Annotated in this window: 18 protein-coding genes and 6 pseudogenes; 7 read left to right on the top strand and 17 right to left on the bottom strand. The window is 73.5% G+C overall.

What is annotated here, in order from left to right:
* Window positions 1-266: 266 nt before the first annotated feature.
* The 5 genes and pseudogenes from LUW75_RS24560 to dxr form a co-directional block, all read right to left on the bottom strand.
* Window positions 267-662, bottom strand: a pseudogene (locus LUW75_RS24560) (GNAT family N-acetyltransferase); the annotation flags it as partial.
* Window positions 663-690: 28 nt separating this feature from the next.
* Window positions 691-1,389, bottom strand: a complete 699-nt coding sequence (locus tag LUW75_RS24905; protein WP_250337544.1) for a GNAT family N-acetyltransferase — start codon at window positions 1,387-1,389, stop codon at window positions 691-693.
* 378 nt (window positions 1,390-1,767) lie between these two features.
* A pseudogene (ispG, locus tag LUW75_RS04765) lies at window positions 1,768-2,904 on the bottom strand (flavodoxin-dependent (E)-4-hydroxy-3-methylbut-2-enyl-diphosphate synthase); the annotation flags it as partial.
* A gap of 177 nt (window positions 2,905-3,081) precedes the next feature.
* A complete protein-coding gene (locus tag LUW75_RS04770; RefSeq protein ID WP_250334511.1) occupies window positions 3,082-4,383 on the bottom strand; it encodes a M50 family metallopeptidase in 1,302 nt (433 codons plus the stop codon).
* A pseudogene (dxr, locus tag LUW75_RS04775) lies at window positions 4,380-5,640 on the bottom strand (1-deoxy-D-xylulose-5-phosphate reductoisomerase). Before dxr ends, LUW75_RS04770 begins: the two are co-directional and overlap by 4 nt.
* A gap of 728 nt (window positions 5,641-6,368) precedes the next feature.
* Here dxr and LUW75_RS04780 point away from each other — a divergent pair.
* Window positions 6,369-6,989: pseudogene (locus LUW75_RS04780) on the top strand (LacI family DNA-binding transcriptional regulator); the annotation flags it as partial.
* A gap of 521 nt (window positions 6,990-7,510) precedes the next feature.
* On the opposite strand, the gene LUW75_RS04785 reads toward LUW75_RS04780, so the two are convergent.
* The 6 genes from LUW75_RS04785 to LUW75_RS04810 form a co-directional block, all read right to left on the bottom strand.
* Window positions 7,511-8,314 (bottom strand): phosphotransferase family protein, encoded by an 804-nt coding sequence (locus LUW75_RS04785; RefSeq protein WP_250337545.1) that lies wholly within the window; start codon window positions 8,312-8,314, stop codon window positions 7,511-7,513.
* Between the two features lie 115 nt (window positions 8,315-8,429).
* Window positions 8,430-8,642: a hypothetical protein gene (locus LUW75_RS04790; RefSeq protein ID WP_168438501.1), complete on the bottom strand. Its 213-nt coding sequence runs from the start codon at window positions 8,640-8,642 to the stop codon at window positions 8,430-8,432.
* Window positions 8,639-9,742 carry a radical SAM protein gene (locus LUW75_RS04795; RefSeq protein WP_250337546.1) on the bottom strand — a complete coding sequence of 368 codons (1,104 nt, stop codon included), beginning with the start codon at window positions 9,740-9,742 and terminating at the stop codon, window positions 8,639-8,641. The genes LUW75_RS04790 and LUW75_RS04795 overlap by 4 nt, the downstream gene beginning before the upstream one ends.
* A gap of 354 nt (window positions 9,743-10,096) precedes the next feature.
* A complete protein-coding gene (locus tag LUW75_RS04800) occupies window positions 10,097-10,525 on the bottom strand; it encodes an ATP-binding protein (RefSeq protein WP_168438504.1) in 429 nt (142 codons plus the stop codon).
* Window positions 10,526-10,619: 94 nt separating this feature from the next.
* Window positions 10,620-10,955 carry a hypothetical protein gene (locus tag LUW75_RS04805; protein WP_250334512.1) on the bottom strand — a complete coding sequence of 112 codons (336 nt, stop codon included), beginning with the start codon at window positions 10,953-10,955 and terminating at the stop codon, window positions 10,620-10,622.
* Complete coding sequence (locus LUW75_RS04810; protein ID WP_250334513.1) at window positions 10,952-11,173, bottom strand: hypothetical protein; 222 nt, start codon at window positions 11,171-11,173, stop codon at window positions 10,952-10,954. The genes LUW75_RS04805 and LUW75_RS04810 overlap by 4 nt, the downstream gene beginning before the upstream one ends.
* Window positions 11,174-11,310: 137 nt before the next feature.
* Here LUW75_RS04810 and LUW75_RS04815 point away from each other — a divergent pair, with 137 nt between their 5' ends.
* Window positions 11,311-12,708 (top strand): hypothetical protein, encoded by a 1,398-nt coding sequence (locus LUW75_RS04815; RefSeq protein ID WP_250334514.1) that lies wholly within the window; start codon window positions 11,311-11,313, stop codon window positions 12,706-12,708.
* A 469-nt stretch (window positions 12,709-13,177) separates the two neighbouring features.
* Here the strand turns inward: LUW75_RS04815 and LUW75_RS04820 are convergent, their stop codons facing one another.
* The 4 genes and pseudogenes from LUW75_RS04820 to LUW75_RS04835 form a co-directional block, all read right to left on the bottom strand.
* Window positions 13,178-14,623, bottom strand: coding sequence for an aldehyde dehydrogenase family protein (locus tag LUW75_RS04820; protein WP_250334515.1), 1,446 nt, complete (start codon window positions 14,621-14,623; stop codon window positions 13,178-13,180).
* Window positions 14,624-14,680: 57 nt separating this feature from the next.
* Window positions 14,681-15,658, bottom strand: a complete 978-nt coding sequence (locus tag LUW75_RS04825) for an EamA family transporter (RefSeq protein WP_250334516.1) — start codon at window positions 15,656-15,658, stop codon at window positions 14,681-14,683.
* Window positions 15,659-15,756: 98 nt separating this feature from the next.
* Window positions 15,757-17,334, bottom strand: a complete 1,578-nt coding sequence (locus tag LUW75_RS04830) for a PucR family transcriptional regulator (protein WP_250334517.1) — start codon at window positions 17,332-17,334, stop codon at window positions 15,757-15,759.
* A 109-nt stretch (window positions 17,335-17,443) separates the two neighbouring features.
* Window positions 17,444-19,559 (bottom strand): annotated as a pseudogene (locus LUW75_RS04835) (ATP-binding protein).
* 241 nt (window positions 19,560-19,800) lie between these two features.
* On the opposite strand from LUW75_RS04835, the gene gabT reads away from it, so the two are divergent.
* The 3 genes and pseudogenes from gabT to LUW75_RS04850 all read left to right on the top strand — a co-directional run bounded on the left by gabT (window position 19,801) and on the right by LUW75_RS04850 (window position 22,619).
* Complete coding sequence (gene gabT, locus LUW75_RS04840) at window positions 19,801-21,135, top strand: 4-aminobutyrate--2-oxoglutarate transaminase (RefSeq protein WP_250334518.1); 1,335 nt, start codon at window positions 19,801-19,803, stop codon at window positions 21,133-21,135.
* A 314-nt stretch (window positions 21,136-21,449) separates the two neighbouring features.
* Window positions 21,450-21,948, top strand: a pseudogene (locus LUW75_RS04845) (phosphatase PAP2 family protein); the annotation flags it as partial.
* Window positions 21,949-22,070: 122 nt separating this feature from the next.
* Window positions 22,071-22,619, top strand: a complete 549-nt coding sequence (locus LUW75_RS04850; RefSeq protein WP_349816396.1) for an NADAR family protein — start codon at window positions 22,071-22,073, stop codon at window positions 22,617-22,619.
* A gap of 83 nt (window positions 22,620-22,702) precedes the next feature.
* Here the strand turns inward: LUW75_RS04850 and LUW75_RS04855 are convergent, their stop codons facing one another.
* Both LUW75_RS04855 and LUW75_RS04860 read right to left on the bottom strand, forming a co-directional pair.
* Entirely contained in the window at window positions 22,703-23,167 is a 465-nt protein-coding gene (locus LUW75_RS04855; RefSeq protein WP_250334520.1) for a DUF4190 domain-containing protein, read from the bottom strand.
* A gap of 49 nt (window positions 23,168-23,216) precedes the next feature.
* Window positions 23,217-23,870, bottom strand: a complete 654-nt coding sequence (locus LUW75_RS04860) for a DUF4190 domain-containing protein (protein WP_250334521.1) — start codon at window positions 23,868-23,870, stop codon at window positions 23,217-23,219.
* 87 nt (window positions 23,871-23,957) lie between these two features.
* Between LUW75_RS04860 and LUW75_RS04865 the strand changes: the two genes are divergently transcribed.
* Window positions 23,958-24,983, top strand: a complete 1,026-nt coding sequence (locus tag LUW75_RS04865) for an adenosine deaminase (protein WP_250334522.1) — start codon at window positions 23,958-23,960, stop codon at window positions 24,981-24,983.
* A gap of 21 nt (window positions 24,984-25,004) precedes the next feature.
* On the top strand, window positions 25,005-25,697 hold the full coding sequence (locus LUW75_RS04870; protein ID WP_250334523.1) for a glycerophosphodiester phosphodiesterase: 693 nt from the start codon (window positions 25,005-25,007) through the stop codon (window positions 25,695-25,697).
* Window positions 25,698-25,771 lie beyond the last annotated feature (74 nt).

The following is a 25,771-nucleotide window of genomic DNA, read 5'->3' on the forward strand; positions in this document are numbered from 1 at the left end:
TCTCCTGCGGTGAAAAGTGTGATGGGCAGGAGGTTAGCCGGGCGGCCCCGGCCTGCGGAAATCAGTTGCCGCGCGGGTCGCGCCGCCCGGGCCGCCCCGGGGTGCCCGGCCCGCCGCCGGCCCGCCGCCCGCGCAGGGGCAGGGGGGGCGCCCATCACCGCGTACGGGCGGGTGGCGCTCGGGAAGTGGACCCGGCGGGCGAGGTCCTCGTAGCCGAGGGAGCGGTAGAGCCTGCGGGCGGGGCTCTCCGTGTCGATCGCCGAGAGGATCGAGCGGGGCTCCCGCGCCGTGCCGGTGATGGTGGTGATCAGCTCCGTGCCGATGCCGCGGGCCTGGTGGGCGGGGTGGACGTGGAGCTCGGTGATGACGAACGAGTCGTCCAGCCAGTCCTCGTTGCCCTCGCGGACCAGGTAGGGCTGGACGACCGTCGACCACCAGTGGGCGCGGTCGTTGGGCATGCCGTACACGAAGCCGACGAGGCGCCCGTCGGGGGTGGTCGCGCCGTACGCGCGGGCGCCCCGGCAGGCCATGTGGCGGACCACGATGTGGCGGCGCACCGCGACCTCGGCCCCGCTCAGCCCGAAGGCGAGGGCCTGCACGGCCAGCGCGTCGTCCACCCGTGCCGTCAGGTCGAGCGGTCCGACCACCGCGGCGTCATCCATAGCCGAACCCTACGTCGCGTCCGCGCCCTCAGAACAGCACGCTCATGAACGCGCCCACCTCGCGGAAGCCGACCCTGCGGTACGCGGCCCGGGCGGGCTTGTTGTAGTCGTTGACGTACAGGCTGGCCACCGGCGCCACGTCCGCGAGGGCGTACCGCAGGACGGCGGCCATGCCGGTCTCCGACAGGCCCCGGCCCCGGTACTCGGGGGCGACCCAGACCCCCTGGATCTGGCACGCCCTGGGCGTGGCCGCGCCGATCTCCGCCTTGAAGACGACCCGGCCGTCCTCCACGCGCGCGAAGGACCGGCCGGAGGAGACCAGTTCGGCGACGCGCGCCTGGTACAGCAGCCCGCCGTCGCCCGCCGTCGGGGAGACGCCGACCTCCTCGGTGAACATCGCCACGCACGCCGGCATGATCAGGTCCATCTCGTCCTTGCGGACGCGGCGGACCAGCGGGTCCGGCTCCACGTCGGCGGCGGGCCGCTCGGCGACCATCAGCGGCTGGTGGGGCCGTACGTCGCGGGCGGGGCCCCAGCCGGGTTCGAGGAGGCGCCACAGCTCGGCGGTCGGCTCGGCGGGGCCGACGATGGAGGAGCAGCGGCGGCCGGTGCGGCGGGCGCGGTCGGCGAAGGCGCGGACCGCTTCGGGGGTGGCGCAGACGGGGACGAGGTTGGCGCCCGCGTAGCACAGGGAGCGCAGCCGCCCCCCGGAGTACCAGCCCCACATCTCGCCGCCGAGGCGCCACGGGTCGAGGCCGGCGGCCCGGACGCGGGCGGTGACGAACGTGTTGGCGACGGGCTCGCTGTCGAGGACTGCGAGCGCGGCGCCGAGGTCCCCGGGCTCGAGGACCCGGGTGGTGGTGTGCGTCAACACGGGGGCCTCACCAGTGGGTCTGTCGGTTCCCGCACTGTACCCGGCGGCACCGCGACCGTGCGGGGCGCTCTCCCCGGGGGCCGCTCCGCCCCCGGGGCCGCCCGGCGTCCTTCCGGCGGCCGGCCGTGTCCGCCGCCCCGCGTCCGCGTGGCCCCGTGCCGGCCCCGCCTCCGCGAGCCGGGGCCGGGGCCGGGGCGCCGGCGGGGCGGGAGGGTCAGCCGACGGAGACCTCGGGCCCCCGGAGGGCACACCGTCCTTCTCCATCTGCTCGGCGATCTTCAACGCCTCCTCGATCAGCGTCTCGACGATCTTCGACTCGGGCACCGTCTTGATGACCTCGCCCTTCACGAAGATCTGTCCCTTGCCGTTGCCCGAGGCCACGCCCAGGTCCGCCTCGCGGGCCTCGCCGGGGCCGTTGACGACGCAGCCCATGACGGCGACGCGCAGCGGGACCTCCATGCCCTCGAGCCCCGCGGTCACCTCGTCGGCGAGCTTGTACACGTCGACCTGGGCGCGGCCGCACGACGGGCACGAGACGATCTCCAGCCGGCGCTGGCGCAGGTTCAGCGCCTCCAGGATCTGGATGCCGACCTTCACCTCCTCCGCCGGCGGGGCCGACAGGGAGACGCGGATGGTGTCGCCGATGCCCTCCGACAGCAGCGCGCCGAAGGCCACCGCCGACTTGATCGTGCCCTGGAAGGCCGGTCCCGCCTCGGTGACCCCGAGGTGGAGGGGGTAGTCGCACTGCTCGGCCAGTTGCCGGTAGGCGTTGACCATCACGACCGGGTCGTTGTGCTTCACCGAGATCTTGATGTCGTGGAAGCCGTGCTCCTCGAAGAGGGACGCCTCCCACAGGGCGGACTCGACCAGCGCCTCCGGGGTGGCCTTGCCGTACTTCTGCAGCAGCCGCCGGTCCAGGGAACCGGCGTTCACCCCGATGCGGATCGGGGTGCCGTGGTCCTTCGCCGCCCGGGCGATCTCCTTGACCTTGTCGTCGAACTGCTTGATGTTGCCCGGGTTCACCCGGACCGCCGCGCAGCCGGCCTCGATGGCGGCGAACACGTACTTCGGCTGGAAGTGGATGTCCGCGATGACCGGGATCTGCGACTTCCTCGCGATCACGGGGAGCGCGTCAGCGTCGTCCTGCGTGGGGCAGGCCACGCGGACGATCTGGCAGCCGGACGCGGTCAGTTCGGCGATCTGCTGGAGCGTCGCGCCGACGTCGGACGTACGGGTCGTGGTCATGGACTGCACCGACACGGGCGCGTCACCGCCCACGGCGACGGGACCGACCTGGATCTGCCGACTCTTCCGGCGCTCGGCCAGCTTGGTCGGAACGGACGGCATGCCGAGAGAAATCGCGGTCATCTGCTGTGCAACCCCAAGGTGTGATCGAGGTCCCGGTATCGGCGGGCTCCGGGCTCCGAGATTACAGGTGGGCCACGCCCGGCGGCACACCACGGCGGGGCGTGCCGCTCCCGGGCGGCGACCGGAGGCTCCCGGCCGTCCGGCCGCCGTCCGGGCCGCCCGGGAGCGGGGTGCGGGCTACGAGATCCTCACCGGGTTCACGATGTCGGCGAGGAGCACCAGCACCGTGAAGCAGACGAAGACGCCCGCGACGACGTACGCCACCGGCATCAGCTTCGCGACGTCGAAGGGGCCCGGGTCGGGGCGGCGCAGCAGCCTCGCCAGGTGACGCCGCGCCGACTCCCACAGGGCGCCCGCGATGTGGCCGCCGTCGAGAGGCAGCAGGGGCAGCATGTTGAAGAGGAACAGCGACAGGTTGAACGTCGCGAGGACCAGCAGGAACGACGCGGCGATGTTCTGCGTCGGCACGTCGAGGTTCATGACCTCGCCGCTGATGCGGGCGGCGCCGACGATGCCGACCGGGGAGTCGGCCCCGCGCTCGCCGTCGCCGAAGGTGGCGTCCCACAGGTCGGGGACCTTGCCGGGGAGCGCGACGACGGCGTGGACGCCGTCCTCGATCATGTCGCCCATGCGGTCCACGGACTGGCCGAAGGTGAGCGGGACGATCTCGGTCCTGGCCGCGAAGCCGAGGTAGCCGGCCGGGACGTACTCGCCGGGGACCGCCTCTCCGTCGGCGTCCTTCTTCACCACCATGTTCTTCTCGAGCACGGGGTGGAGGTCGAGCCGCCGGCCGTCGCGCTCGACGGTGATCGTGGCGGGGCCGATCGTGTCGCGGATGCGGCCGGACAGCTCGGCCCAGTCGGCGACGGGCTCGCCGTCGAAGGCGACGATCCGGTCGCCCTCCCTCAGGCCGGCGGCGTGGGCCGGGGACTCCCTGTCGCCCCTGGCGCACGTGTCGCGCTCCTCGCTCTGCGCGATGACGCACCTCTGGACGCCGGCGACCTCGGTGGTCTGCGTGGCGAAGCCGAACGACATGGCGACGCCGAGGAAGATCGCGACGGCGAGGACCAGGTTCATGAACGGTCCGGCGAACATGACGACGACGCGCTTCCACGGCTTGCGCGTGTAGAACAGCCGCTTCTCGTCGCCCGGCTGCAGTTCCTCGTACGCCGCCGAGCGCGCGTCCTCGATCATGCCGCGCCAGGGGGAGGTGGAGCGGGCCTCGACGCGGCCGTCCTCGCCGGGCGGGAACATGCCGATCATGCGGATGTAGCCGCCCAGGGGGACGGCTTTGATCCCGTACTCCGTCTCGCCCTTCCTGCGGGACCAGAGGGTCGGGCCGAAGCCGACCATGTACTGGGGGACGCGGATGCCGAACAGCTTGGCCGTGGACAGGTGGCCCAGCTCGTGCCAGGCGATGGAGATCAGCAGTCCCACGGCGAACAGCGCGATGCCGAGGATCGTCAGCAGTACGGTCATGCGCGGACCTCCACGGTCGTTCCTGCGGCCTCGGCGGCCAGCTCGCGGGCCCGGGAGCGGGCCCATGCCTCCGCTTCCAGGACGTCCTCGACCGTCAGCGGGGTTCCCGGGTCGGGTGCGCCGTGCTCGGCGACGACCTCGGTGACCGTGTCCATGATGCCGGTGAAGGGCAGCGCGCCGGCGAGGAAGGCGTCGACGCACTCCTCGTTGGCGGCGTTGAACACGGCCGGGGCCGTGCCTCCCAGTCCGCCGACGTGCCGGGCCAGGCCGACGGAGGGGAACGCCTCCGTGTCGAGCGGGAAGAACTCCCAGGTGGACGCCGTGGACCAGTCGAAGGCGGGGGCGGCGTCCGGAACGCGCTCGGGCCAGCCCAGGCCGATGGCGATGGGGCCGCGCATGTCGGGCGGGGTGGCCTGGGCGAGGGTGGAGCCGTCGGTGAACTCCACCATCGAGTGCACGTAGGACTGCGGGTGGACGACGACCTCGATGCGCTCGAAGGGGATGTCGTACAGCAGGTGGGCCTCGATGACCTCCAGGCCCTTGTTGACGAGCGTGGCGCTGTTGACGGTGATGACGGGGCCCATCGCCCAGGTGGGGTGGGCGAGGGCGTCCTCGCGGGTGACGCCGGCCAGCTCGGCGCGGGTGCGGCCGCGGAAGGGGCCGCCGGACGCGGTGACGACGAGCTTGCGGACGTCGGCGCGGGTGCCGGCGGCGAGGGCCTGGAACAGCGCGGCGTGCTCGGAGTCGACCGGGATGATCTGGCCGGGCTTGGCGACGGCCTTGACCAGGGGGGCCGCCGACGATGAGCGACTCCTTGTTGGCGAGGGCCAGGGTGCGGCCGGCTTCGAGGGCGGCGAGCGTCGGGGCCAGGCCGATGGAGCCGGTGATGCCGTTGAGGACCGTGTGGCAGTCGGACGCGGCGAGCCGGGAGGCGGCGTCCGGGCCGGCGAGGATCTCGGGGAGCGGCTCGGTCCCGTACCGCTCCGCCAGCGCCTCCCGCAGGGCCGGCACCGCGTCCTCACGGGCCACGGCGACCGTGCGGACGCGCAGCCGGTGCGCCTGCTCGGCGAGGAGCCCGGGCCGGCCACCCGCGGCGGAGAGCGCGGTGACGCGGAACCGGCCGGGGTTGCGCAGCACCAGGTCGATGGCCTGGGTGCCGATGGACCCGGTGGAGCCGAGGACGACGACGTCCCGGCGGCCTTCGGCCGGATCGAAGGCGATGTGCGGGTCGGCGAGGGGTGCTGGGCTGTCGCTCATGCCCCCATTCTCGCCGCATCGGGCACCGGTGTTGACCGGCTTCCCCGATGACGCCCCCGGAGGGCGCCGGGGGGCGCGGTGCCGGGGGTCCCGGGCGGGGGCCGGTGCCGCGGCGGGCGTGCGGGGCCGCCCCCGCGGTGTGCCCCTCCCGCGCACGGCGACGGGCCGGGGCCCGCGTTCACACCGGCCGGCCCGGCGGAACGCTAAGGCGGCCGGAGCCCCTGCGCAGTGGGCTAGCTTTGCCGCCCCTGACCTGCTGTTTCTTCCTGACCTGCGGGCTTGCGACGCTTTTCCTCCCGCATCTTTCCTCATCTGCCCGCATCCCCCATCGCTGGAGACCTCCCCTGTTCCCGCGGGAACAGGGCGGGAACACCAGCCAGGCCCCGGACAGAGGGAAGGCCCGGCGGTCGGCCGCCGGGCCTCCTCACATCACGCCCCGTCAGCTTACGGAGCATGGACCGGAACGCACTCGCCGGCAATTGCCAGTCGGGTTTGCACACGCTCGGATCATGTCCGAAAACGTGTATGACACACAAGTCCCGGCCGCCACCAGCTCCCCGCCTCACACGCGTCCGGCAACCTCGTTCACCCGAAAGGGTGGACGGACAGCGAAGCCCCGTGCCCCGCTGTAAAACCTGATCGCCACGCCCTTCGCCGCCGCCGCGCCTGCCCCCTGACCCCCGGCGGCAGGCACACCACGGCCCCGACACCATTCCCCTCTGGCGCCGGGGCCGACGCTCCGGGACGTCGCGGCGCTCGCCGGCGTGTCCACGGGCACGGTGTCCAACGTCCTCAACCGGCCCGAGACTGTGAGGGAGACCACACGGACACGGGTCGAGAAGGCCATCGCCGAAGTCGGCTTCGTCCGGTCGGCCGGCACAACACGGGAAGCCGCCCACTGGCGCCGGTCCGGCCACGCACAGTGGATCTTCACTCCGGCCGCCACCGGCTGGTACCCGAAGAAGGCGCCGGCCGAGGCGCATCCCGTTCCAGTGACCGGCGGTCCCTTCCCCGGCGCCCCTGTGCGCGGCCGTAACGCCTCCGGGCGAGCCGAGGCGTGCTGGGTGCCGATCAAGGACCGGCTGCCCCGCCACGGCCTCCGTCACGGCCACCGCACGCTCATGGAGGAGCTGGGCACCCCCAAGGTCCTGATGGACGAGCGGATGGGCCACGAGGACGGATCGGTCGGCGCGCGGTATTCGCACGTGACCGACTCCCTGCGCGCCACGCTCATGGAACAGCTCACCGAGGTCTGGCACGCCTCCCTGGCCGACCGTCTCGCTCTCCACCCCCGGTCGCCGGTGCCGGTGCTCGACCGGCTGTTGCAGGAGTTCGCCCAAGCCGCGTGACACCCTAAAACAAGATCACACCTAGTTGAGACCCAGGCACCCAGATACAAAGCAATCAGGGCCGGTCTCCCCGAAGGGAAACCGGCCCTGACCTGGTACTTCACTGTCGGGGTGGCGGGATTTGAACCCACGACCTCTTCGTCCCGAATTAGGGACGCTACGTAACTGACGTGTGGCCCGCGACTCTCTGACCTGCACTGTAGTATTGCAAACGCGCAGGTCAGGGGCGTGAATTCAAGACTTTTCCCCGGTCCCGTGACGTCTGGCCGATCGCTGGAACACCTCTCCCGCATGTCTGACTTCTTCAAGATCACACCTGGTTTACACCCAGAATCGGCAGAAGTGTGTCAGACGTACGCCCAGGTCAGGGTGCGGGTAATAGTGCCGCCCCGCACCTCGCGCGACACCCTCAGAACTGGATGCCACACCCGGGACTCTGGTCAGTTCACCGGCCACAGGACGAGCGCGCGAACGGCTTCACCCACGGAGCTGGTTGATCCGATCCCAGGTGCCCACGTCCATCACAGACCCCCGTCCGGGGCGTGCGCCAGCGTCGCCGCCCGCTCCGCCATCGACCGCTTCCATTCCGTGCCGTCCTCGTCGGCGATCTCCCGCCACAGAGCCGCGGTAGCCAGACCGAGCGCGCTGAGTGCTTCCTGCGACGCACTGCGCCACGACGGGAACCGTCCGGCGAAGGTGAGCGCCGAGTCCACCGAGTGGCCGGCCTCCATGAGCCGCAGCGCTAGGGCGCCCGGGTCGATCCACGCCGCGCCCCGCGTCGGCCATGCCCAGTCCACGAGCCGGGCCCGATCGCCGACGATCAGGACGTTGTCCGGCGCGAAGTCTGTGTGCAGCAGCGTCGTCCCCGCGAACAGATGCAACGTGCCCGGCGGCGCGTAGTCCGCCCACCGGTCGACCGCGTCCTTGATGTCGACGTCGGTCGGGGCCGTGACCCCTTGCAGCTCGGTGAGCGCCGCTTCCACGAGCGGCAGATCCGCCGACCCGGGCGCGTAGTCGGCGTGCCGACCGTCAACCACCTCGTAGCCCAGCAGGCTCCAGCCGTCCAGCTCTAGATGCCAATACAGGCGCGGGCAGGACGTCGGCAGGTGCGGAGCCACAGCCGCCTCACGGCGCTGGGCGCTCACCTGCGGATGGTCGGCCGGGATGCCCTTCACGAAGACGCTGCCGCTGTCGGTCTCCAGGACCGAAGCGATGCCGGAATTCATGCCGCCGCTCACGGTCACCGCCTGATGTACGGCGCCGGTCTTGTCCGCAACGGCCTGGAGGACATCGTCGGGAAGCTGCTCGAAGGGGATACGGGTCATCGACACGCGCGGGTCCTTGGGTGCTCGGGGGAAAGGGGATGCCGCCCCGGCCAGGGTACGGCCGGGGCGGCATCAGGGGTGGAACGATCGGAAGCGGGTCGAGCCCGCCCCGGTCCTAGTAGGGCTGGTCGTCACCGGCCGAGCAGGAGCACTCGGCTCCCTCGGCGGCCGTGTCCAGGTCAGCGATGATCTGGAACTCGTTGTCGCCGATCGTCGCGGCGGGCAACGGCACCGGCAGCGCGCCGACCGGCCCGTCCGACGGGCGGCGGCCGATGGTGACCGCCACGGGCTGGCGCGGCGGGGCGAGGGCGGCAGTGGGCGGAGTCATGATCCGTAACCTCCATGCTGGCAGTAGAGCTCTCGACGGTCCCCCGCCTCCTGGTAGAGCTTGGCAAGCGGCCGACACGTGCGACACGTGTCCACCTTCGTGCAGCCAGAGCATCCACCGGTGCGGAGCTGTAGGGACTCGGCGATCACGCCGAGTCGGGTGAGGGCTTCGACGCCCTCGGTGACGAGGTTCACGTTCGGGTCGCGGCCGACCTTGCAGACCGACGCGATGCCGTGCGGGTTCACGTGGAAGAACGTCCGCCCGGCATTGCAGCCCGTGAAGATGCTCCGGGGCTTGAGGTCTGCGTACGACTGCGAGGCGAGGGGATTCGCGCCGCCGTCGATCGTCGGCGACATGTTCGTGAACACCTCGTGGTGGAAGCCGTACGACTGGCACAGGGCCACCATCGCGTCGACCTCGTGGGCGTTGTCGTCCGACACGATCACGTTCAGTCGGACCGGTAGGCCGTCCTCGCGGGCGGCGTCCAGGCCCTTGATCCACCGGTCGTAGGCGCCGCGGTTCTTGGCGACCTTGTCGTACGTCTCGGCGGCCGCCCCATAGACGCTCACCGTCAGCCGGTACGGCCGGTGGCGGCGGAACAGGTCCCGGATCTGCGGCTTGCGCAGCGACGACCCGTTCGTGGAGACCTGGACCATCATGCCGAGCTGGTGGGCGTAGATGTACGCGGCGCCGAACTGCTTGTCGATCAGAGCCTCGCCGCCGGTGATCTGCAACCACAGCACGCCGGCCTCCTGCATCACCTGGAGGAGGCGCTGCTTGCCGTCCCAAGGCAGGCCGGAGAACTTCTTCTCGGGGAGGTAGCAGAAGTCGCAGTCGTAGTCACAGCCGAGGTTGATCTCCCACGAAGCCCGCCCGTACCCGTAAGCCGAGCGCTCGCGGACCAGGAGGACGTCGCCGGCCGGGGCTTCGGGCAGCTTGATACCCCACGCCTGTGCCGCCGCGTCGCCCACCCAGGCCGGGAGCACCAGACCTTCGCGGGTCGCGGTCGCCAGCTCCTCGTAGCGGACCTCGGGAATCCGTACGCCCGATGCCTGGCCCGGCCGCAGCAGGAGGTACTGGGCGAGGAACGGGCTCGCCACGAGCTGCGGTACATCGGTGCGATCCTCCTGTGCTGGTCTGGGACTCGTCGTTGTTGTCACGGCGACCTCCACGATTGGTCAGGCCGATGCGGCCTCAAAGCCGCGGGTGGTGTGCAGGTGGATCAGGGCTTCCAAGCGCCGAATGCAGCGGGTGCAGCACGTGAACGGCGCTTCCCCTGCCTCCGCGCTCTGTATGGGCCCGATCCACAGGACGGGCACGTCTGTGGCTTCGCAGCGCCAGCACAGACCGATGACCCAGGCGCTATCCTTGGCGCTCACCCGGTCTTGACCCCGAAGCAGAGGGCACCAAGCATCCCGACGAGGATCACCACATAGAGGACTTGTCTCCCCCGCTCAGCCACCGGGGGCCTCCGCGTCGGCGTCGAGATTGGCCCACACGCGCTTGCCCCACCGCAGGGGCTCGACGCCCCACCGGCCGGGACACAGAGCCTCCACGATGAGCAGGCCGCGGCCGGACTCCGCCAGGTCCACGACGGGGCGCAGGAGCAGCGCCGGCAGGATGCGGGACAGGTCCACCACAGCTACCTGGACGACGGACCGGTCCACCCGCGAGGCGGTCACCCGGATCGTGTCCCGCCGGCCGTGGTTCACGGCGTTGGCCACCAGCTCGGTCACGACGAGCTGCGCGGAGTCGGTGACGACCTCCAGGCCCCACAGCCGCAGCGCGCGGTCCACCAGGCGCCGCGCCGCACCGGCGGACTCCGCACGGCGAGGCAGGCACTCCGTGAACGCGGGCTTCCCGCGCACCAGGGTCTCGACCATCAGGCGCGCACCGTTCCTCGTGAACCGGGGGGCCAGGCCATCGGCCGAGGCCGGGAGCGGCGCCTCTGCGGGGCAGGGCGGGGTGGACAGGGCCTTACGCATCGCCGTCGCCTTCCTCGCCGGTGGGCTCACGGGTAGCCGCCACCCCCAGGGAGACGAGGGCCGCGAGTCTGTCCGGCGGACACAGCAGACCCGGACCGTCGAGCGGCACCACCCACCACGGCCCGGCCTTTTGAGGCTCAATCACATCCGGGGCCGGGACCAGCAGCAGCGCGCGGTAGGGGTGGCTCATGGAGCCCTCCACCTGCCACGTCATGGCCACGGACGGGGGCACGAGGGCCGTGTAGGACCCCTGGTCCGGGAACCCGTCGCGGCTGTAGAAGACGGGACCGCCCTCCAGGCTCTCCGCGAGCGGCGGCGCGCACTTCACCGGGTCGTCAGGGCGAGCGCGGCGTGGACCAGCTCCTCGCGGATGATGACCGCCCCGAACAGGACACCCGGGCGCAGCCACGCCGCGCCCCGGTTCTTCCACTCCGCGATGCCCTGCTGAATTGACGGGGCGGAAGGCAGGGGCCACGTCCCGTCTGTGAACGCCCTCTCACCGGCGGTCGCCACCCAAGTGATCGACTCCTCCACGCGCTGTTCCATGTATGCCCCCAAGCGGCATTTATCTGGATCGCTGTGACCTACGTCATGCAACCGGCGCTACCGTGACGGGGACAACACCGGTTGGCGCCCGATGCGTTTACCGGGTTTAACGCCCTGCTTGGGAGGGTGCACACACCGTGACGACTTCTCGCGCGCGCAATGAAACTCTCCGACTCGCCTTGGAACAGGCGGGTCTGACGTACGACCAGTTCGCCGCAGACATCCGCCGCATCGCGGCCGAGGCCGGCGAGACTCTCCGCACGAACCGGTCCGCCGTGGCCCACTGGGTCGCCGGCCAACCACCCTCCCCGGAAACCGCCGCCTACATTGCGGAAGCCCTGTCCCGTCGCCTCGGGCGGCACCTCACCCCGGCCAATCTCGGCTGGCAGGTGCCCGAACATGGCAACGGGTCCGACGCCCGGCTTGGGTTGGGCATCGGACCCGATCCAGTGGACATCGTACGGCGAATCGGGGAGGCCGACATCAACCGCCGAAAGATCCTTACGGGAGCCGCGTACAGCGTTGCCGCCGCTGCCCTGCCTCTTGGCCTCGCACAGGCGGCGGAAGCACAGGAGCGCGCAGCGGGCGCAGCAGGGCGCATGGTCGGGGAAGGCGACATCGACGCCGTCCGCTCCATGCTCAAGGCGTTCACCGCGATCGACGAGCGCCAAGGCGGGCTGCACGGCCGTTCCGCCGTCATCCAGTGCCTCCGGACCGACGTCGCCGACCTCACCCGGGCCCGGTTCGCGAAGGAGGCCGTACGCGGGGATGCCCTCACGGCCGTGGCTGCTTTCGTGTTCCTCGCCGGGTGGAAGGCCTACGACGCCGGGGAACACGGCCTCGCCCAGCGCTACTACCTCCAGAGCCTGGGCCTGACCCGGGAGGCCGGCAACCCGCTCCACGAGGCGTGGGTGCTGCGGATCATGGCCCACAACGGGATGGACATCGCCCGCCCCGAGCACACGCTGGACCTCGCGGACGCTGCCCTGTCCCTGGCCACGGGCCGCGCCGAGCCCGGGATACTGTCCATGTTCGTCGTCTGCCGGGCCCGCGCGCTCGCGGTCGCCGGCCGCGGCCCGGAGGCCGTCGCGGAGGTCCGCCGGGCCCAAGACCTCGCCATCCGGGGCGAGGACGACGTCCTGCCGTACTGGCTCACCCTGTCCGGCTCCCCCCGCGCGGCCGTGGCCTCCCACGCCGCGAAGGTGTTCCGTGCTCTCAAGGACCACCCCAACGCGGCCAAGCAGTACGCCTCCGCCGGGCGCGGCTACGGCGCCGTCGACCAAGGCGGCCTGTCCCGCATCACGGCCCTGTCCCTGGCCGCCCTGGGCAAGGAGCAAGCCGCCCAGGGGCACCTGGAGCAGGCGTGCACCACGTGGGACCAGGCCCTCACGTACTTCAGCGGGGTGTACTCCGATCGGGCGGTCAAGCAGGTCGGTTCCATTCGCCGGCAGCTCACCGTCTTCGAGCGGCGCGGCGTCGGCGCTGCCTCGCTCCTCAATGAGCGGGCCCGCTCCTGGCAGCTCACCCATGCCTGACCTGGGCACACGAATACGCCTCGCTCGGGTTGGCGGTGAGCGGGGCGTCTCCGTCGGGACGCGTAGCACTTCAGCAGCATCAGCATCGGTAACTGACGGACCCGCAATAGGCCGCACGTGTAGTGACGTTCCTGTGACACGAGGCAGAGGGCGGCCCGCTCCCGGAGTCGTGGAGGGGGACGCCCGGCATCACCCTCCGGGGGGCAGTTGTTGGTGGTGCTCGGGGTCCTCGCGTTCCGAGCCGCACAATCGGGCCAGGCGCCGGGTTGGCCCGCTCGCGCTTCTGCTCGCGAGCAGGTGAGCCCGACACCGGGACCGGCACGACCTCAGCCCGGCGAAGACCAGGCCGCCCGGACACGTCCGGACACGTGTCCGGCCTGGTCGGGGGGCGGCCGGATCCTCGGGCACGGGGACCTGAGCCGTCGCACAGTGGGCTCCGGCCGCCGGGCCGGCCGTACGGGCGGCCGGGTTACAGGGCCAGTCCGGTGAGGACCAGGACCCGCTCGTAGGTGTAGTCCTCCATGGCGTACGCGACGCCCTCGCGGCCGACGCCGGACTGCTTGACGCCGCCGTACGGCATCTGGTCGGCGCGGTACGAGGGGACGTCGCCGACGACCACGCCGCCGACCTCCAGCGCGCGGTGGGCGCGGAAGGCGGTCCGCAGGTCGCGGGTGAAGACACCGGCCTGGAGGCCGAACCTGGAGTCGTTGACCTCGGCGAAGGCGGCGGTCTCGCCGTCCACCCGGTGCAGGGTCAGGACCGGGCCGAAGACCTCCTCGCAGGCGAGGGTCGTGCCGGCGGGCAGGTCGGCGAGCACGGTCGGGGCGTAGGAGGCGCCCTCGCGCTTGCCGCCGGTGAGGAGGGCGGCGCCGCCCTTGACGGCCTCGTCGACCCACGCCTCGACGCGCTTGGCGGCGTCCTCGCTGACGAGCGGGCCCACGTCGGTCGACTCGTCGCCCGGGTCGCCGGTGCCCTGCGCCTCGACCGCGGCGACGATCTTCGGGACGAGCCGGTCGTAGACCGAGGCGTCCGCGACGACCCGCTGGACGGAGATGCAGGACTGCCCGGCCTGGTAGTTGGAGAAGGTGGCGATGCGGGTCGCCGCCCAGTCGAGGTCCTCCTCGGAGGACCAGTCGGCCAGCACCACGGCCGCGGCGTTGCCGCCGAGCTCCAGGGTGCAGTGCTTGTGCGGCACGGACTGCTGGATGGCGTAGCCGACCTTGTCGGAGCCGGTGAAGGAGATGACCGGCAGGCGCTCGTCCTGGACCAGCGCGGGCATGCGGTCGTTGGACACCGGCAGGACGGACCAGGAGCCGGCGGGCAGGTCGGTCTCGCCGAGCAGTTCGCCCAGGAGCAGGGCGGAGAGCGGGGTGGCCGGGGCCGGCTTGAGGATGATGGGGGCGCCGACGGCGATGGCCGGGGCGACCTTGTGGGCGCACAGGTTCAGCGGGAAGTTGAACGGTGCGATGCCGAGGACGGCGCCCTTGGGGAAGCGGCGCGTCAGGGCGAGGCGGCCGGTGCCGCCGGCGTCGGTGTCGAGGCGCTGGGCCTCGCCGCCGTTGAAGCGGCGGGCCTCCTCGGCGGCGAAGCGGAAGACGGAGACGGCGCGGCCGACCTCGCCCCGGGCCCACTTGAGGGGCTTGCCGTTCTCGGCGGTGATGAGGCGCGCGATCTCCTCGGTGCGCTCGGCGAGCCGCTTCGACACGTGGTCGAGGGCGGCGGCGCGGACGTGCGCGGGGGTGGCGGCGAACTCGTCGACGACGGCGTGGGCGGCGGCCACGGCCTCTTCGACCTGGGCCTCGGTGGGCACGCTCACCCGGCCGACGAGGCGGCCGTCCCAGGGGGAGGTGACGTCGAAGGTGGTCTCGCCGGCGGCCTGGCGGCCGGCGAGCCAGAAGGCGTGGGTGGCAGTCATCGCGGTCCCGGCCCTTCCGAGTAGTGGGGTGTCTGGCACACGTGCTTGGCGCTCACCTCACACGGTAGGCCCGGTGGAGCGGCTGGGGGTTTGTCCGCCGTGGAGTGGTAGCGGATCCGGCTCCGCCGGTTCGGCGGGGACGGGGCGCCGTTCGGCGCGGACGATCAGCCAGACGCCGGCGACGACGACGGCGCCGCCGAGGGCGATGGACCAGGTCAGCGCCTCGTCGAGGATCAGCCAGCCGAGGAGGACGGCGACGACCGGGTTGACGTAGGCGTAGGTGGCGGTGAGGGAGAGCGGGGCGCTCTGCAGGAGCCAGGCGTACGCGGTGAAGGCGATCAGCGAGCCGAAGACGGCCAGGTAGGCGAGAGCGGCCCAGGAGCGGGTGGAGACGTCGGCCAGGTCCAGTCCGCGCTGCTCGCCGCGGACGAGGCCGACGAGGGCGCAGCCGAGGCCGCCGGCCAGCATCTCGTAGGCGCTGGCGGTGAAGGGGTTGCGGGGCATCGGGATGCGGGAGGAGGAGAAGGAGCCCGCGGACCACATGAGGGTGGCGACGACGATGGTGAGGACGCCGCCGATGTGGACGTCGCCGCTCAGACCCGGGAGGCTGAGGACGGCGAGCCCGGCGAGCCCGAGCAGGACGCCGGCGTACGCCGAGGGGCCGGGGCGCTCGCCGAACACGCTGCGCAGGAGGACCACCCAGGCCGGCATGACGGCGACGAGGAGGGCGGTGAGGCCGGAGGGCACGGAGGTCTCGGCGAGGACGACGAGCCCGTTGCCGCCGACGAGCAGCAGGAGGCCGACGGCGGCGGCGGAGGCGAGCTGGGGCCGGGTGACCTTCAGGGCGCCGGGTCCGTGGCGCCAGGCGAGCAGCGCGGCGAGGAGGAGGCCGGCGACGACGAAGCGGGCGCCGGCGGAGAGGAAGGGAGGCAGGGTCTCGACGGCGATGCGGATGCCCAGGTAGGTGGAGCCCCACACGAGGTACACGATCGCCAGTGCGGCCCATACGGCGCCGCTGATGCGCGCGGTTGTCATGAGCAGGAGAGTAGGGACGCGGCGGCCGTTCGGCAAAGAACCTGCCCGTTTCCGGGCACGGGGCCATGGGTTCTGGTATCGATGGGGCGGTTTTCCCTCTACTTGGCAGGTTGGTCGCGCTTCGTCGGCCGGTCGCCCGTCGCCTTGAGGGCGAGCCACAGCTCCATGCGCACGTCCGGGTCGTCCAGGGAGCGGCCCAGGATCTCCTCGACCCGCCGCATCCGGTACCGCAGCGTGTGGCGGTGCACGCCCAGGTCCGCCGCGGCGGCGTCCCACTGCCCGTGCCGGGAGAGCCAGGCGCGGACGGAGGCGACGAGGTCGCCGCGGCCGGTCGCGTCGTGCTCGTACAGCGCCCGCAGCATGCCGTCGGCGAAGGCCCGTACGGCGTCGTCGGCCAGGAGCGGCAGCAGGGACCCCGTCGCCAGCTCCTCGTGCTCGACGAGGGCGCGGCCGCGCCGGCGGGCCACCGACAGGGCCTGCTCGGCCTGCTTGTAGGCGGTGGCCGCCGCTATCGGGCCGGCCGGGGCGGACAGGCCGATGACGACCCCGGCGTCGCCGGCCTCGCGGGCGGCGTACGCGTCGCAGGCGGCGACCACCGCTCCCCCGTCCCCGGCCAGGGCGACCAGCCGGTCGTCGCCCTCCGGGACCGTCAGCACGGCCTCCCCCGCGTGGGCGGCGGCCGCCTCCAGCGCGTCGGCGAGCACGGCGAGCGGGGGTTCGGCACCCGCCTCCGCCTCGCCCGCCGCCTCCGCGGCCAGCAGCCGGAACGGGGCGTCGAGCAGGCTCCCGTACAGGTCCCCGGCGACCGTGCGGGCGTGGTCGGGCTGCCCGGCGAGCATCATCCTCAGCACCGCCGCGCCGAGCCGCTGCTCGGCGGCCTGCAGGGACCGCGACCGCTCCGTGGTGAGGGTGAGCAGCGCGATCGCCGAGTGCACGGCGTACCGCTCCGCCGTGCCGGGGGCCGCCCCCGTGCCGACCGCCAGCACGCCGCGCACGCGCCGCCCGGTGCCCAGCGACTGGAGCTCGACCCGGTCGTCGGTGCCCCCGACGACGGTGCTGGCCGGGGCGGGGCGGTCCCTCAGCCGCTCCACGTCCGGGGTGAGCCGGGCGGCCCGCCGCGCCGCCCAGTCGGGCGCGGCGGTCAGGACGGCGCCGGACGCGTCGTACAGCGCCGCCCAGCCGTCGACGTGCGCGGCCAGCCTGGCCACCACGGCGTCGGGGCCCTCGGCCAGCGCCGCCCGGGTCAGCTCCCGCTGTGCCTCGAACCCGGCGGTCACGGCCCGGTACTGGTCGGCGGCGAGCGCGGCGGAGACCGCCTTGGAGATGGCGAGGAACGGGGTGCGGCGCGGCACCTCCAGCAACGGCAGCCCCTCCTCGCGGGCGGCCTGGAGCAGGGCGGCCGGGATCTCGTCGTGGTTCACGCCGACCGCGAAGCCGACCCCCACCACCCCGGCCCGGGCCAGCCGGCGGACGTACCGGCGCATCGCCCCGGCGTCCTGGGCGTCGAGCGTCATGGCGGTGGTGAGCAGCAGCTCGCCGCCCTCCATGTACGGGACGGGATCGGCGAGCTCGCTGACGTGGGCCCAGCGGACGGGCGTGTCCAGGCGGTCCGCGCCGGTACGCACGACGAGCTTGAGCGCGGAGTGCTGGACGAGCGAGGCGAGGGTGAGCGGCATGGGACCGGCGGGCCTTCGGGAGGGGATACGGGGGACGGTTTTTCGCCGTCCCGTATGAACGGCTCCCTTCGATTCTGCCAGGACGTATGACTGCCGCCCACGGTGCGGCTCATCCCCGCAGGTCGACCAGGAGCGGCGGCGCGTGCTCGCCGTGGACGCCGGTGACCGACAGGACGGCGTGCCCGGCGGGCACCCCGTGCGCCAGTTCGGAGGCCGACCAGCGCTGCCGCTCGACCTCCCGGACCGTGACGGCCTCGGCGGTGGCGGCGCGGCCGGTGACCAGGCGCCGCACGAAGTGCACGGCCTTGGTGAACGGTTCGTCGGAGACGATCTGCCGGTTGGTGACGTCCCGCGCCTGCACCCACTCGGTGCCCCACACCTCCGCGAACCTGCCGCCGTCCCACGGCGCGAGGCCCGCGAACGCCATCCGGCAGCCGACCGCCCCCAGCAGCGGCCCGCGCAGCGCCTCCGGCACGTCCTCCAGGGTGCGCAGCGACAGCACCACCCCCGCGTGCGCGGAACGCAGCCGCTGGACGGCGCGCACGGAGTCGGCGGTGATCGTGTCGGTCGCGTCGTCCAGCACGAGGCAGGCGAACAGCGACCGGTCGGCGCGGGCCAGGGCGGCCTCGGCGAACTGCGCGAGCAGCAGCCGGGTGATGATCCGGGACGCCTCGGCGTGGCCGCGCTCCGGCAGGTCGACGCGGACGCGCAGCGGGTGCTCGACGGCGCGCAGCGAGAAGCGGCGGTCCTCCCCGTCGGTGGGGAGGAGGCCCGCGAAGGCGGGCCGGTCCAGGAAGGCGACGCGCTCGGCGAGGAGGACCGCGACGTCGTCGCCGCGCTCGACCTGCCGGGCCCGGGCGTCCAGCTCGCGCAGCTGAGCGGGGTCCCCGGCGACGTCGGCGCGCAGCCGGGCGAGCGCCTCCGGGGCGCCGCCGAGGAGCTCGCGCAGCTCCGGTACGGCGGGGAAGCGGCCGTGGGCGGCCCGGTACGGTCCGATGAGCTGGGCCAGCGCGGTCGCGGCGCGGCGGGTCTCCGGGAGGAGGTCGCCGACCAGGGCCTCGGCGAGGGTGCGGGCGGCCTCGTCGGGGTCGTCGGCACCGCCGTACAGGTCGAGGCGGTGCCGTGCGTCGGGGCGGCCGACCGCGATGACGACGTCGAACGCCGCGTCCGGGGCGAGGGGCGAGCCCTGGGCGGTGACGGCGACGACGGCGGCCCGGTTGGCGAGCGCCTGGAGGCACAGCGACTCGGTGACGGGCCGGACGAGGCGGGCGGTCTTGCCGGACGCGGCCGGGCCCACGGCGAGGAGGGACGTGCCGAGCAGCGCCGGTTCGAGGGCGACGCCGATGGTGCGGCGGGCGTACGGGTTGCGGGGGTGGTCGGCGGCGGCGCCGATGCGGACCTGGCCGGTGGCGAGGTCGTGCACGGCGGTGCGGACCGGGAGGTCCCGCTCGCCGGAGGGGTGGGCGCAGGCGGCGGGGCCCTGGGCGCGCACCGCGTCGGTGAACGCGGCGAGGCGGCCGGGGTGGGTGCGCACACCCTGCCAGGCACGCTGGATGCGGGCGTAGTCCACGTCGCCGAGCGCGCCGGTGCGGACGGCCTCGGCGAGCCGGTCCGCGGCCTCCACCAGGCCGGCGGCGCGCAATTCGGGCCAGTCGGCGGGGTCGGCGCCGTGGCGGGGCGGCGGGGGCGGGGCGGCCTCGGCGCGGGAGCGGCGGGCGTAGCGGCGGAAGATCTCCGGGACGTGGCCGACGCGGGCGAAGAAGACGAGGAGGCCGCCGCCGACCAGCGCGTAGTAGACGTAACTGGCGGTGGCCCAGGTGGACGGCTCGTAGCGCCAGGAGTCCGGGGTGAGGACGAGGAAGGGCCACAGCCAGTAGTGGCCGAGGTAGCCGTTCCACAGCAGGGACCACAGCAGCCAGCCGCTGAGCAGGGAGATCACCGCGCCCGCGAGGAGCCTCCGGAGGGGGACGAGCTCGGGCTCCTCCCGGGGGGCGGGGGCGGTGGCCGAACCGCCACACGCCCGGCTCGGCCTGCGGGCGCGGGGTGCGCAGCCAGTCGGCGACGGACGCCCCGCCCGGCGGCGCGGGCGGGACCGGCGGCGGGGGCGGCGTGCTCCGGGCCGCCGCTCCCGGCGGGGCCGGCGGGAGCGGCGGCGGACCGGCCGGGCGCGGGACGGGACCGGCGTGGGCGCCCCGTGCCTCGTACGACGTACCGTCCCTGTCCATCAATCCTGCCCCCCTGAGCTGCCGGGCCGCGCGCGTCTGTGCACCGGTCAATCTAATGCCCGCGCGGGGTGCCGGGGCCGGTCGGCGCGGACGCGGGCGTCCCCGGGGCGGCGCTATGTCCGCCGCGGACAACGGCGCCGGCCGGACCACTCCCGAACGGCGCATGCCGGGGTGACCCGCCGGGGCCTAGCCTGCGGGGGAGAGCAGACACAGCGTCCGTAAGCACCCCCAGGAGCCCCGCATGACCGAAATTCCGCAGGAGCGCCGCGTCGTCACCGCCATCCCGGGCCCGAAGTCGCAGGAGCTCCAGGCCCGCCGCGTCGCCTCCGTCGCGGGCGGCGTCGGTTCCGTGCTGCCGGTGTTCACCGCCCGCGCGGGCGGCGGCGTCATCGAGGACGTCGACGGCAACCGCCTCATCGACTTCGGCTCCGGCATCGCCGTGACCTCCGTGGGCGCCTCCGCCGAGGCCGTCGTCCGCCGCGCCTCCGCGCAGCTGGCGGACTTCACCCACACCTGCTTCATGGTCACGCCGTACGAGGGGTACGTGGAGGTCTGCGAGGCGCTGGCCGAGCTGACGCCGGGCGACCACGCGAAGAAGTCGGCGCTGTTCAACAGCGGTGCCGAGGCCGTCGAGAACGCGGTCAAGATCGCCCGTTCGTACACCGGGCGCCAGGCCGTCGTCGTCTTCGACCACGGCTACCACGGCCGCACCAACCTCACGATGGCGCTGACCGCCAAGAACATGCCGTACAAGCAGGGCTTCGGGCCGTTCGCGCCCGAGGTCTACCGCGTCCCGGTCGCCTACGGCTACCGCTGGCCGACCGGCCCGGAGAACTGCGGCCCCGAGGCCGCCGCGCAGGCGATCGACCAGATCACCAAGCAGATCGGCGCCGAGAACGTCGCCGCGATCATCATCGAGCCGGTCCTCGGCGAGGGCGGCTTCATCGAGCCGGCCAAGGGCTTCCTCCCGGCCCTGGTGAAGTTCGCCGACGACAACGGCATCGTCTTCGTCGCGGACGAGATCCAGTCCGGCTTCTGCCGCACCGGCCGGTGGTTCGCCTGCGAGGACGAGGGCGTCGTCCCGGACCTGATCACCACCGCCAAGGGCATCGCGGGCGGTCTGCCGCTCGCCGCCGTCACCGGCCGCGCCGAGATCATGGACGCCGTGCACGGCGGCGGCCTGGGCGGCACCTACGGCGGCAACCCGGTGGCCTGCGCCGGCGCGCTCGGCGCCATCGAGACGATGAAGGAGCTCGACCTCAACGGCAGGGCCGGGCGCATCGAGGAGGTCATGAAGGGCCGCCTCGCCGCCATGCAGGAGAAGTACGAGGTCATCGGGGACGTCCGCGGCCGCGGCGCCATGATCGCGATCGAGCTGGTGAAGGACCCGGCGACCAAGGAGCCGAACCCGGAGGTCGCCGCCGCGCTGGCGAAGGCCTGCCACGCCGAGGGCCTGCTGGTCCTGACCTGCGGCACCTACGGCAACGTGCTGCGCTTCCTGCCCCCGCTGGTGATCGGCGAGGACCTGCTGAACGAGGGCCTCGACATCCTCGAGGGCGCCTTCGCGGGCATCTGACCCGCGGGGACGTGAAGAAGGTGTGGGGGGCCGATGGCGGGTTGGGGATCCGTCTGTCGGTCCCCCCTTCCGGTCGCGTAACGTCGGGGCCGATGAGAGAAGGACCCCGCCCGCAGGGGACTGCGGGCGGATCCGGGCCGGGGCCTCCCCAGTTCCGCCCCGGACGTGCCATAGCGCACACCGCCGGGACTCCGCGTACCGGCGATCCTCACCGATCGGGCCGCCGCCCGCCCCACACCCCCCGGGGCGAGCGGCACACCGGTCCTGACGGCCGTCCCGGAACACCCCCTGTTCCGGGACGGCCGGCTTTCGTCGTGGCGCTGCTCTCCCTGTGCGGGTTCCTGCTCGTCACCTGGCAGGTGGCGGTGGACGGCCCGCTCGCCGGGCTGGACGAGCGCGTCGGGCGGTCCCTGGTCGGCCGCGGCCCCGAGCGGTTCGCGGAACTGGGCGCTGACCTCGGCAACGTGCCCGTCGCCCTGCCCGTGCTGGCCACCGCCGCGGCGTACGCCGTACGGCGCGGGCGGCGGCGGGCGGCCCTGTACGCGGGCGCGGCCATGGCGCTCGTGCCGGCCCTGGTGGTCCCCCCTGAAGCTCCTCCTCGACCGGCCCGGCCCGCTCACCGACGCGGCGGGCCACTACCCCTCCGGGCACACGGCGACCGCGGTGGTGGCGTACGGCGCGGCGGCGCTGCTGGTGCACCGGCGCGCGCTGGTGCCCGTCGCCGCGGTGCTGACGGCGGCGACGGGGGCCGGCCTGGTGCTGCGCGGCTACCACTGGCCCCTGGACGTGGTGGGCGCGGTGCTGCTGTTCGGAACCGGTTTCGCGGGTTTCGCCGGCTTCGCCGCCCGCGGGCCCCGGGACCCCGCAGGGCCCCCGGCCGCCGAGGCGGGGCGTGCCCGTGCGGGGTGCCGGCGGCGGCTGCCATGCTGGCGCGCATGGAACGACGGGAAGAGCTGGTCGAGCGGGTCGGCAGGGGGGAGCGGGTGAAGTTCCTGCACTTCTGGGGGCACCGCCCGCGTCCCGACGGACGGATCGGGGCGGGTTGCCTGAGCCAGTGGTGGCCGTCGCCGTTCACGGTGGACGGCGTCGTCTACGCGACGGCGGAGCACTGGATGATGGCCGCCAAGGCGCGGTTGTTCGGCGACGCCGAGGCGGAGCGGGAGGCGGTCTCGGCGGCCGGTCCGGCGCTCGCCAAGAGGGCGGGGCGGCTGGTGCGCGGCTTCGACGAGGCCGTCTGGGAGCGCGAGCGGTACGGGATCGTGGTGGCGGGCAGCCGCCACAAGTTCGCCCACCACCCGGAGCTGCTGGGTTTCCTGCTCGGCACGGGTGAGCGGGTCCTGGTGGAGGCCAGCCCGATGGACCGCGTGTGGGGCATCGGGCTCGCCGCCGACGACGAGCGCGCCCGCGACCCGGCCCGCTGGCGGGGTCTCAACCTGCTGGGCTTCGCGCTCATGGACGCCCGCGAGGAGCTGCGCGGACGGTAGGGCGGCGGCGGGGGCCGGACGACGGCGGCCCGGCGCACCCGGGAGGTGTGCCGGGCCGCGCGGGCCGACGGGGACGGGGCCGGTCAGCCGGCGGGGGACGCCATGCCCATGGCGCTGGCGAACACCAGCAGGAGGAGGGCGGGGAACAGGACGGCCGAGATGATGCCGGTGACGAGACCCGCCGTGGCCGCGCCCTTGTTGGTCGCCTCGCCTCGGTTGGCCTTGCCGCGGCCGACCGCGCCGAAGATGATCGCGAGGATGCCCAGGATCACGCCGATGAACCAGAGGGCGACGGTCAGGTTGCAGACGACGCCGATGATGCCGAGCACCAGGCCCGCGGTGCCCAGTCCGTTGCTGGGCTGGGGCACCGGCACGCCGTAGGCGGGCGCGGGCGCCGCGTACGGCGAGGGCTGCGGGGCGACCGGGTAGCCGGCCGGGGGCGGTGTGGGGGCGGCCGGTGCCGGGTACCCGTAACCGGGCTGCGGTGGCCGGCCGTCGCCGTACGGACCGGGTCCGAAGCCACCGGGCTGCTGATACGGGTCGGACATGCGTGGTCTCCCCTCCGAGAACTCGTCGGCCCATCGTATGGCCCGACGATCACCTGGAGGGCGTGGTCCCCGGATCCGCGAGGGACAGGAAGGTGGCGTACCGGTCGCCGTGGTCCCGGTCGCCGTCTTCCTCGCCGCTCTGGACGATCGCCCAGACGATGGCGCCCAGGATCAGGACGCCGAGCACGATGCCGACCGCGCCGGTGACGATGCCCGCCGTGGCCATGCCGCCGTTGTCCGCCTCGCCCCGCTGGACGCGCTTGCGGCCGATGATGCCGAAGACCAGGGCGAGGATGCCGAGGACGATGCCGAGGCCGTAGAGGAAGCACGTCACGATCGAGACGATGCCGATGACCATCGAGGCGACGCCCAGCCCGTTCACCGGTCGGGGGCCCCACGCGCCGACGCCGCCGTACGTCCCGTGGTGCGAGCCGGGGTAGGGGCCCGGGTAGCCGTAGCCGCCCGTGGCGGGCGGCGCCGGGTAGCCGTACGGGCCGGGGGCGGGCTGCGCGGGCCCGCCGGGCGCGACCGGGGGCGGCGGCAGCCGGTCGCCGGCCGACGCGCCGAAGCCGGCGGCGGGCATCGACGTCACCGTCGGCTGATCGTGCCGCGCGGACGGCACGGGCCGGCCCGGACCGGACCCCTGCGGCGGCCGGCTCTCCGGCGGCGCCCAGGGATCGTTCCGCTCGGTGTTCTCTGACATGAGGCTCCCCCATCGTGTCCGGACATGCTAGCGACCCGCCTACGATGATCCGTGACCCGGGACGGCTCACCCACGCGGAGGACCACGATGACCGATCTGCGCCCCTTCATCGCGGGCCTGCCCAAGGCGGAACTGCACGTCCACCACGTCGGTTCGGCCTCCCCCCGGATCGTCTCCGAGCTGGCCGCCCGCCACCCCGACTCGAAGGTGCCCACGGACCCCGAGGCGCTGGCGGACTACTTCACCTTCACCGACTTCGCACACTTCATCGACGTCTACCTGTCGGTCGTCGACCTGGTCCGCACCCCCGAGGACGTCCGGCTGCTCACCTACGAGGTCGCCCGCGACATGGCGCGGCAGAACATCCGGTACGCGGAGTTGACGATCACCCCGTTCAGCTCGACGCGGCGCGGGATCGACGAGAAGGCGTTCATGGCGGCCATCGAGGACGCCCGCACCGCCGCCGAGACCGAACTCGGCGTGATCCTGCGCTGGTGCTTCGACATCCCCGGCGAGGCCGGTCTGGAGGCCGCGGAGGAGACCACCCGCCTCGCCCTGGACCTGCGGCCCGAGGGGCTCGTGTCGTTCGGCCTCGGCGGGCCGGAGATCGGCGTGCCGCGGCCGCAGTTCAAGCCGTACTTCGACCGGGCCGTCGCGGCCGGCCTGCACTCCGTGCCGCACGCCGGCGAGACGACCGGCCCGCAGACCGTCTGGGACGCGCTGAACCACCTGCGCGCCGAGCGCATCGGCCACGGCACGAGCGCCCCGCGTGACCCGGCGCTCCTCGCCCACCTCGCCGAGCACCGCATCCCCCTGGAGGTCTGCCCCACCTCCAACATCGCCACCCGCGCCGTCGCCGACCTCGACCGGCACCCGATCAGGGAGATGGCGGCCGCCGGAGTCCTCGTCACCGTCAACTCCGACGACCCGCCGATGTTCGGCACCGACCTGAACACCGAATACGAGGTCGCCGCCCGCCTCCTCGGCCTCGACGAGCGGGGCGTCGCCGCCCTGGCGAAGAACGCCGTCGAGGCGTCCTTCCTCGACCCGGCCGGCAAGGAGCGGATCGCCGCGGAGATCGAGGCGTACACGGAACGGTGGCTCGTGCTCTGACCCGCGCCGACAATGGGGCACATGCGCACCGTCACCGTCGTGGGGCACCGGGGCGACCCGTACCGGGTCCGTGAGAACACGGTCGCGTCGATCCGCTCGGCGCTGGCCCGCGGCGCGGACGCCGTGGAGGTCGACGTCCGGCTCACCTGGGACGGCGTCCCGGTCCTCCTCCACGACGACACCCTGCGGCGGCTGTGGCGCGTCGACCGGCCGCTCGCGGCGCTGAGCTTCGCCGAGGTGCGGGAGCTGACCGGACCGGAGGGCGTGCCGACGCTCCACGAGGCGCTGGCCGCGTCCGCCCCGCACCGCGTGATGATCGACCTGCCGGGCGCCACCGAGGCGTCCGTGCGCGCCGTCGTCGGCGCCGTCCGCGAGTGCGACGCCGAGGACCGCGTGTACTACTGCTCCGGCGCGCCCGCCATGCTGCTCGTCCGCGCCGCCGACCCGGCCGCCGAGATCGCCCTGACCTGGACGACGCTCGCGCCGGTCCGCCCCGTCCTGCTGGACGCGCTGACCCCGCGGTGGCTCAACTACCGTTTCGGACTGGTCGGCAGGGCGCTCGCGGACCGGGCCCACCGCGACGGGCTGCTCGTCTCCGCGTGGACGGCCGACACCCGCAGGACCATGCGCAAGCTGATCGCCGACGGGGTGGACTCGATCACCACCAACCGCGTGGACGCGCTCAACGCCGTACTGACGGGAGCCCGTACGTGACGGGCGGCCGCGCCGGTGCCGCCCGCGGCGCGCGGGCCCGAAGCCGCCGACCGGGCGGGGCGGAGGCGGCGGGC

Source organism: Streptomyces sp. MRC013 (genome assembly GCF_023614235.1).
Taxonomy (GTDB): domain Bacteria; phylum Actinomycetota; class Actinomycetes; order Streptomycetales; family Streptomycetaceae; genus Streptomyces.

Coding starts and splice junctions, on each gene's coding strand:
- LUW75_RS04820 (WP_250334515.1), bottom strand. CDS start 14,623: ATGACTGCCACCCACGCCTTCTGGCTCGCCGGCCGCCAGGCCGCCGGC.
- LUW75_RS04855 (WP_250334520.1), bottom strand. CDS start 23,167: ATGTCCGACCCGTATCAGCAGCCCGGTGGCTTCGGACCCGGTCCGTAC.
- LUW75_RS24905 (WP_250337544.1), bottom strand. CDS start 1,389: ATGTGGGGCTGGTACTCCGGGGGGCGGCTGCGCTCCCTGTGCTACGCG.
- LUW75_RS04790 (WP_168438501.1), bottom strand. CDS start 8,642: ATGACTCCGCCCACTGCCGCCCTCGCCCCGCCGCGCCAGCCCGTGGCG.
- LUW75_RS04870 (WP_250334523.1), top strand. CDS start 25,005: ATGCGCACCGTCACCGTCGTGGGGCACCGGGGCGACCCGTACCGGGTC.
- LUW75_RS04785 (WP_250337545.1), bottom strand. CDS start 8,314: ATGACCCGTATCCCCTTCGAGCAGCTTCCCGACGATGTCCTCCAGGCC.
- LUW75_RS04865 (WP_250334522.1), top strand. CDS start 23,958: ATGACCGATCTGCGCCCCTTCATCGCGGGCCTGCCCAAGGCGGAACTG.
- LUW75_RS04810 (WP_250334513.1), bottom strand. CDS start 11,173: ATGGAACAGCGCGTGGAGGAGTCGATCACTTGGGTGGCGACCGCCGGT.
- gabT (WP_250334518.1), top strand. CDS start 19,801: ATGACCGAAATTCCGCAGGAGCGCCGCGTCGTCACCGCCATCCCGGGC.
- LUW75_RS04800 (WP_168438504.1), bottom strand. CDS start 10,525: ATGGTCGAGACCCTGGTGCGCGGGAAGCCCGCGTTCACGGAGTGCCTG.
- LUW75_RS04860 (WP_250334521.1), bottom strand. CDS start 23,870: ATGTCAGAGAACACCGAGCGGAACGATCCCTGGGCGCCGCCGGAGAGC.
- LUW75_RS04770 (WP_250334511.1), bottom strand. CDS start 4,383: ATGACCGTACTGCTGACGATCCTCGGCATCGCGCTGTTCGCCGTGGGA.
- LUW75_RS04825 (WP_250334516.1), bottom strand. CDS start 15,658: ATGACAACCGCGCGCATCAGCGGCGCCGTATGGGCCGCACTGGCGATC.
- LUW75_RS04850 (WP_349816396.1), top strand. CDS start 22,071: ATGGAACGACGGGAAGAGCTGGTCGAGCGGGTCGGCAGGGGGGAGCGG.
- LUW75_RS04830 (WP_250334517.1), bottom strand. CDS start 17,334: ATGCCGCTCACCCTCGCCTCGCTCGTCCAGCACTCCGCGCTCAAGCTC.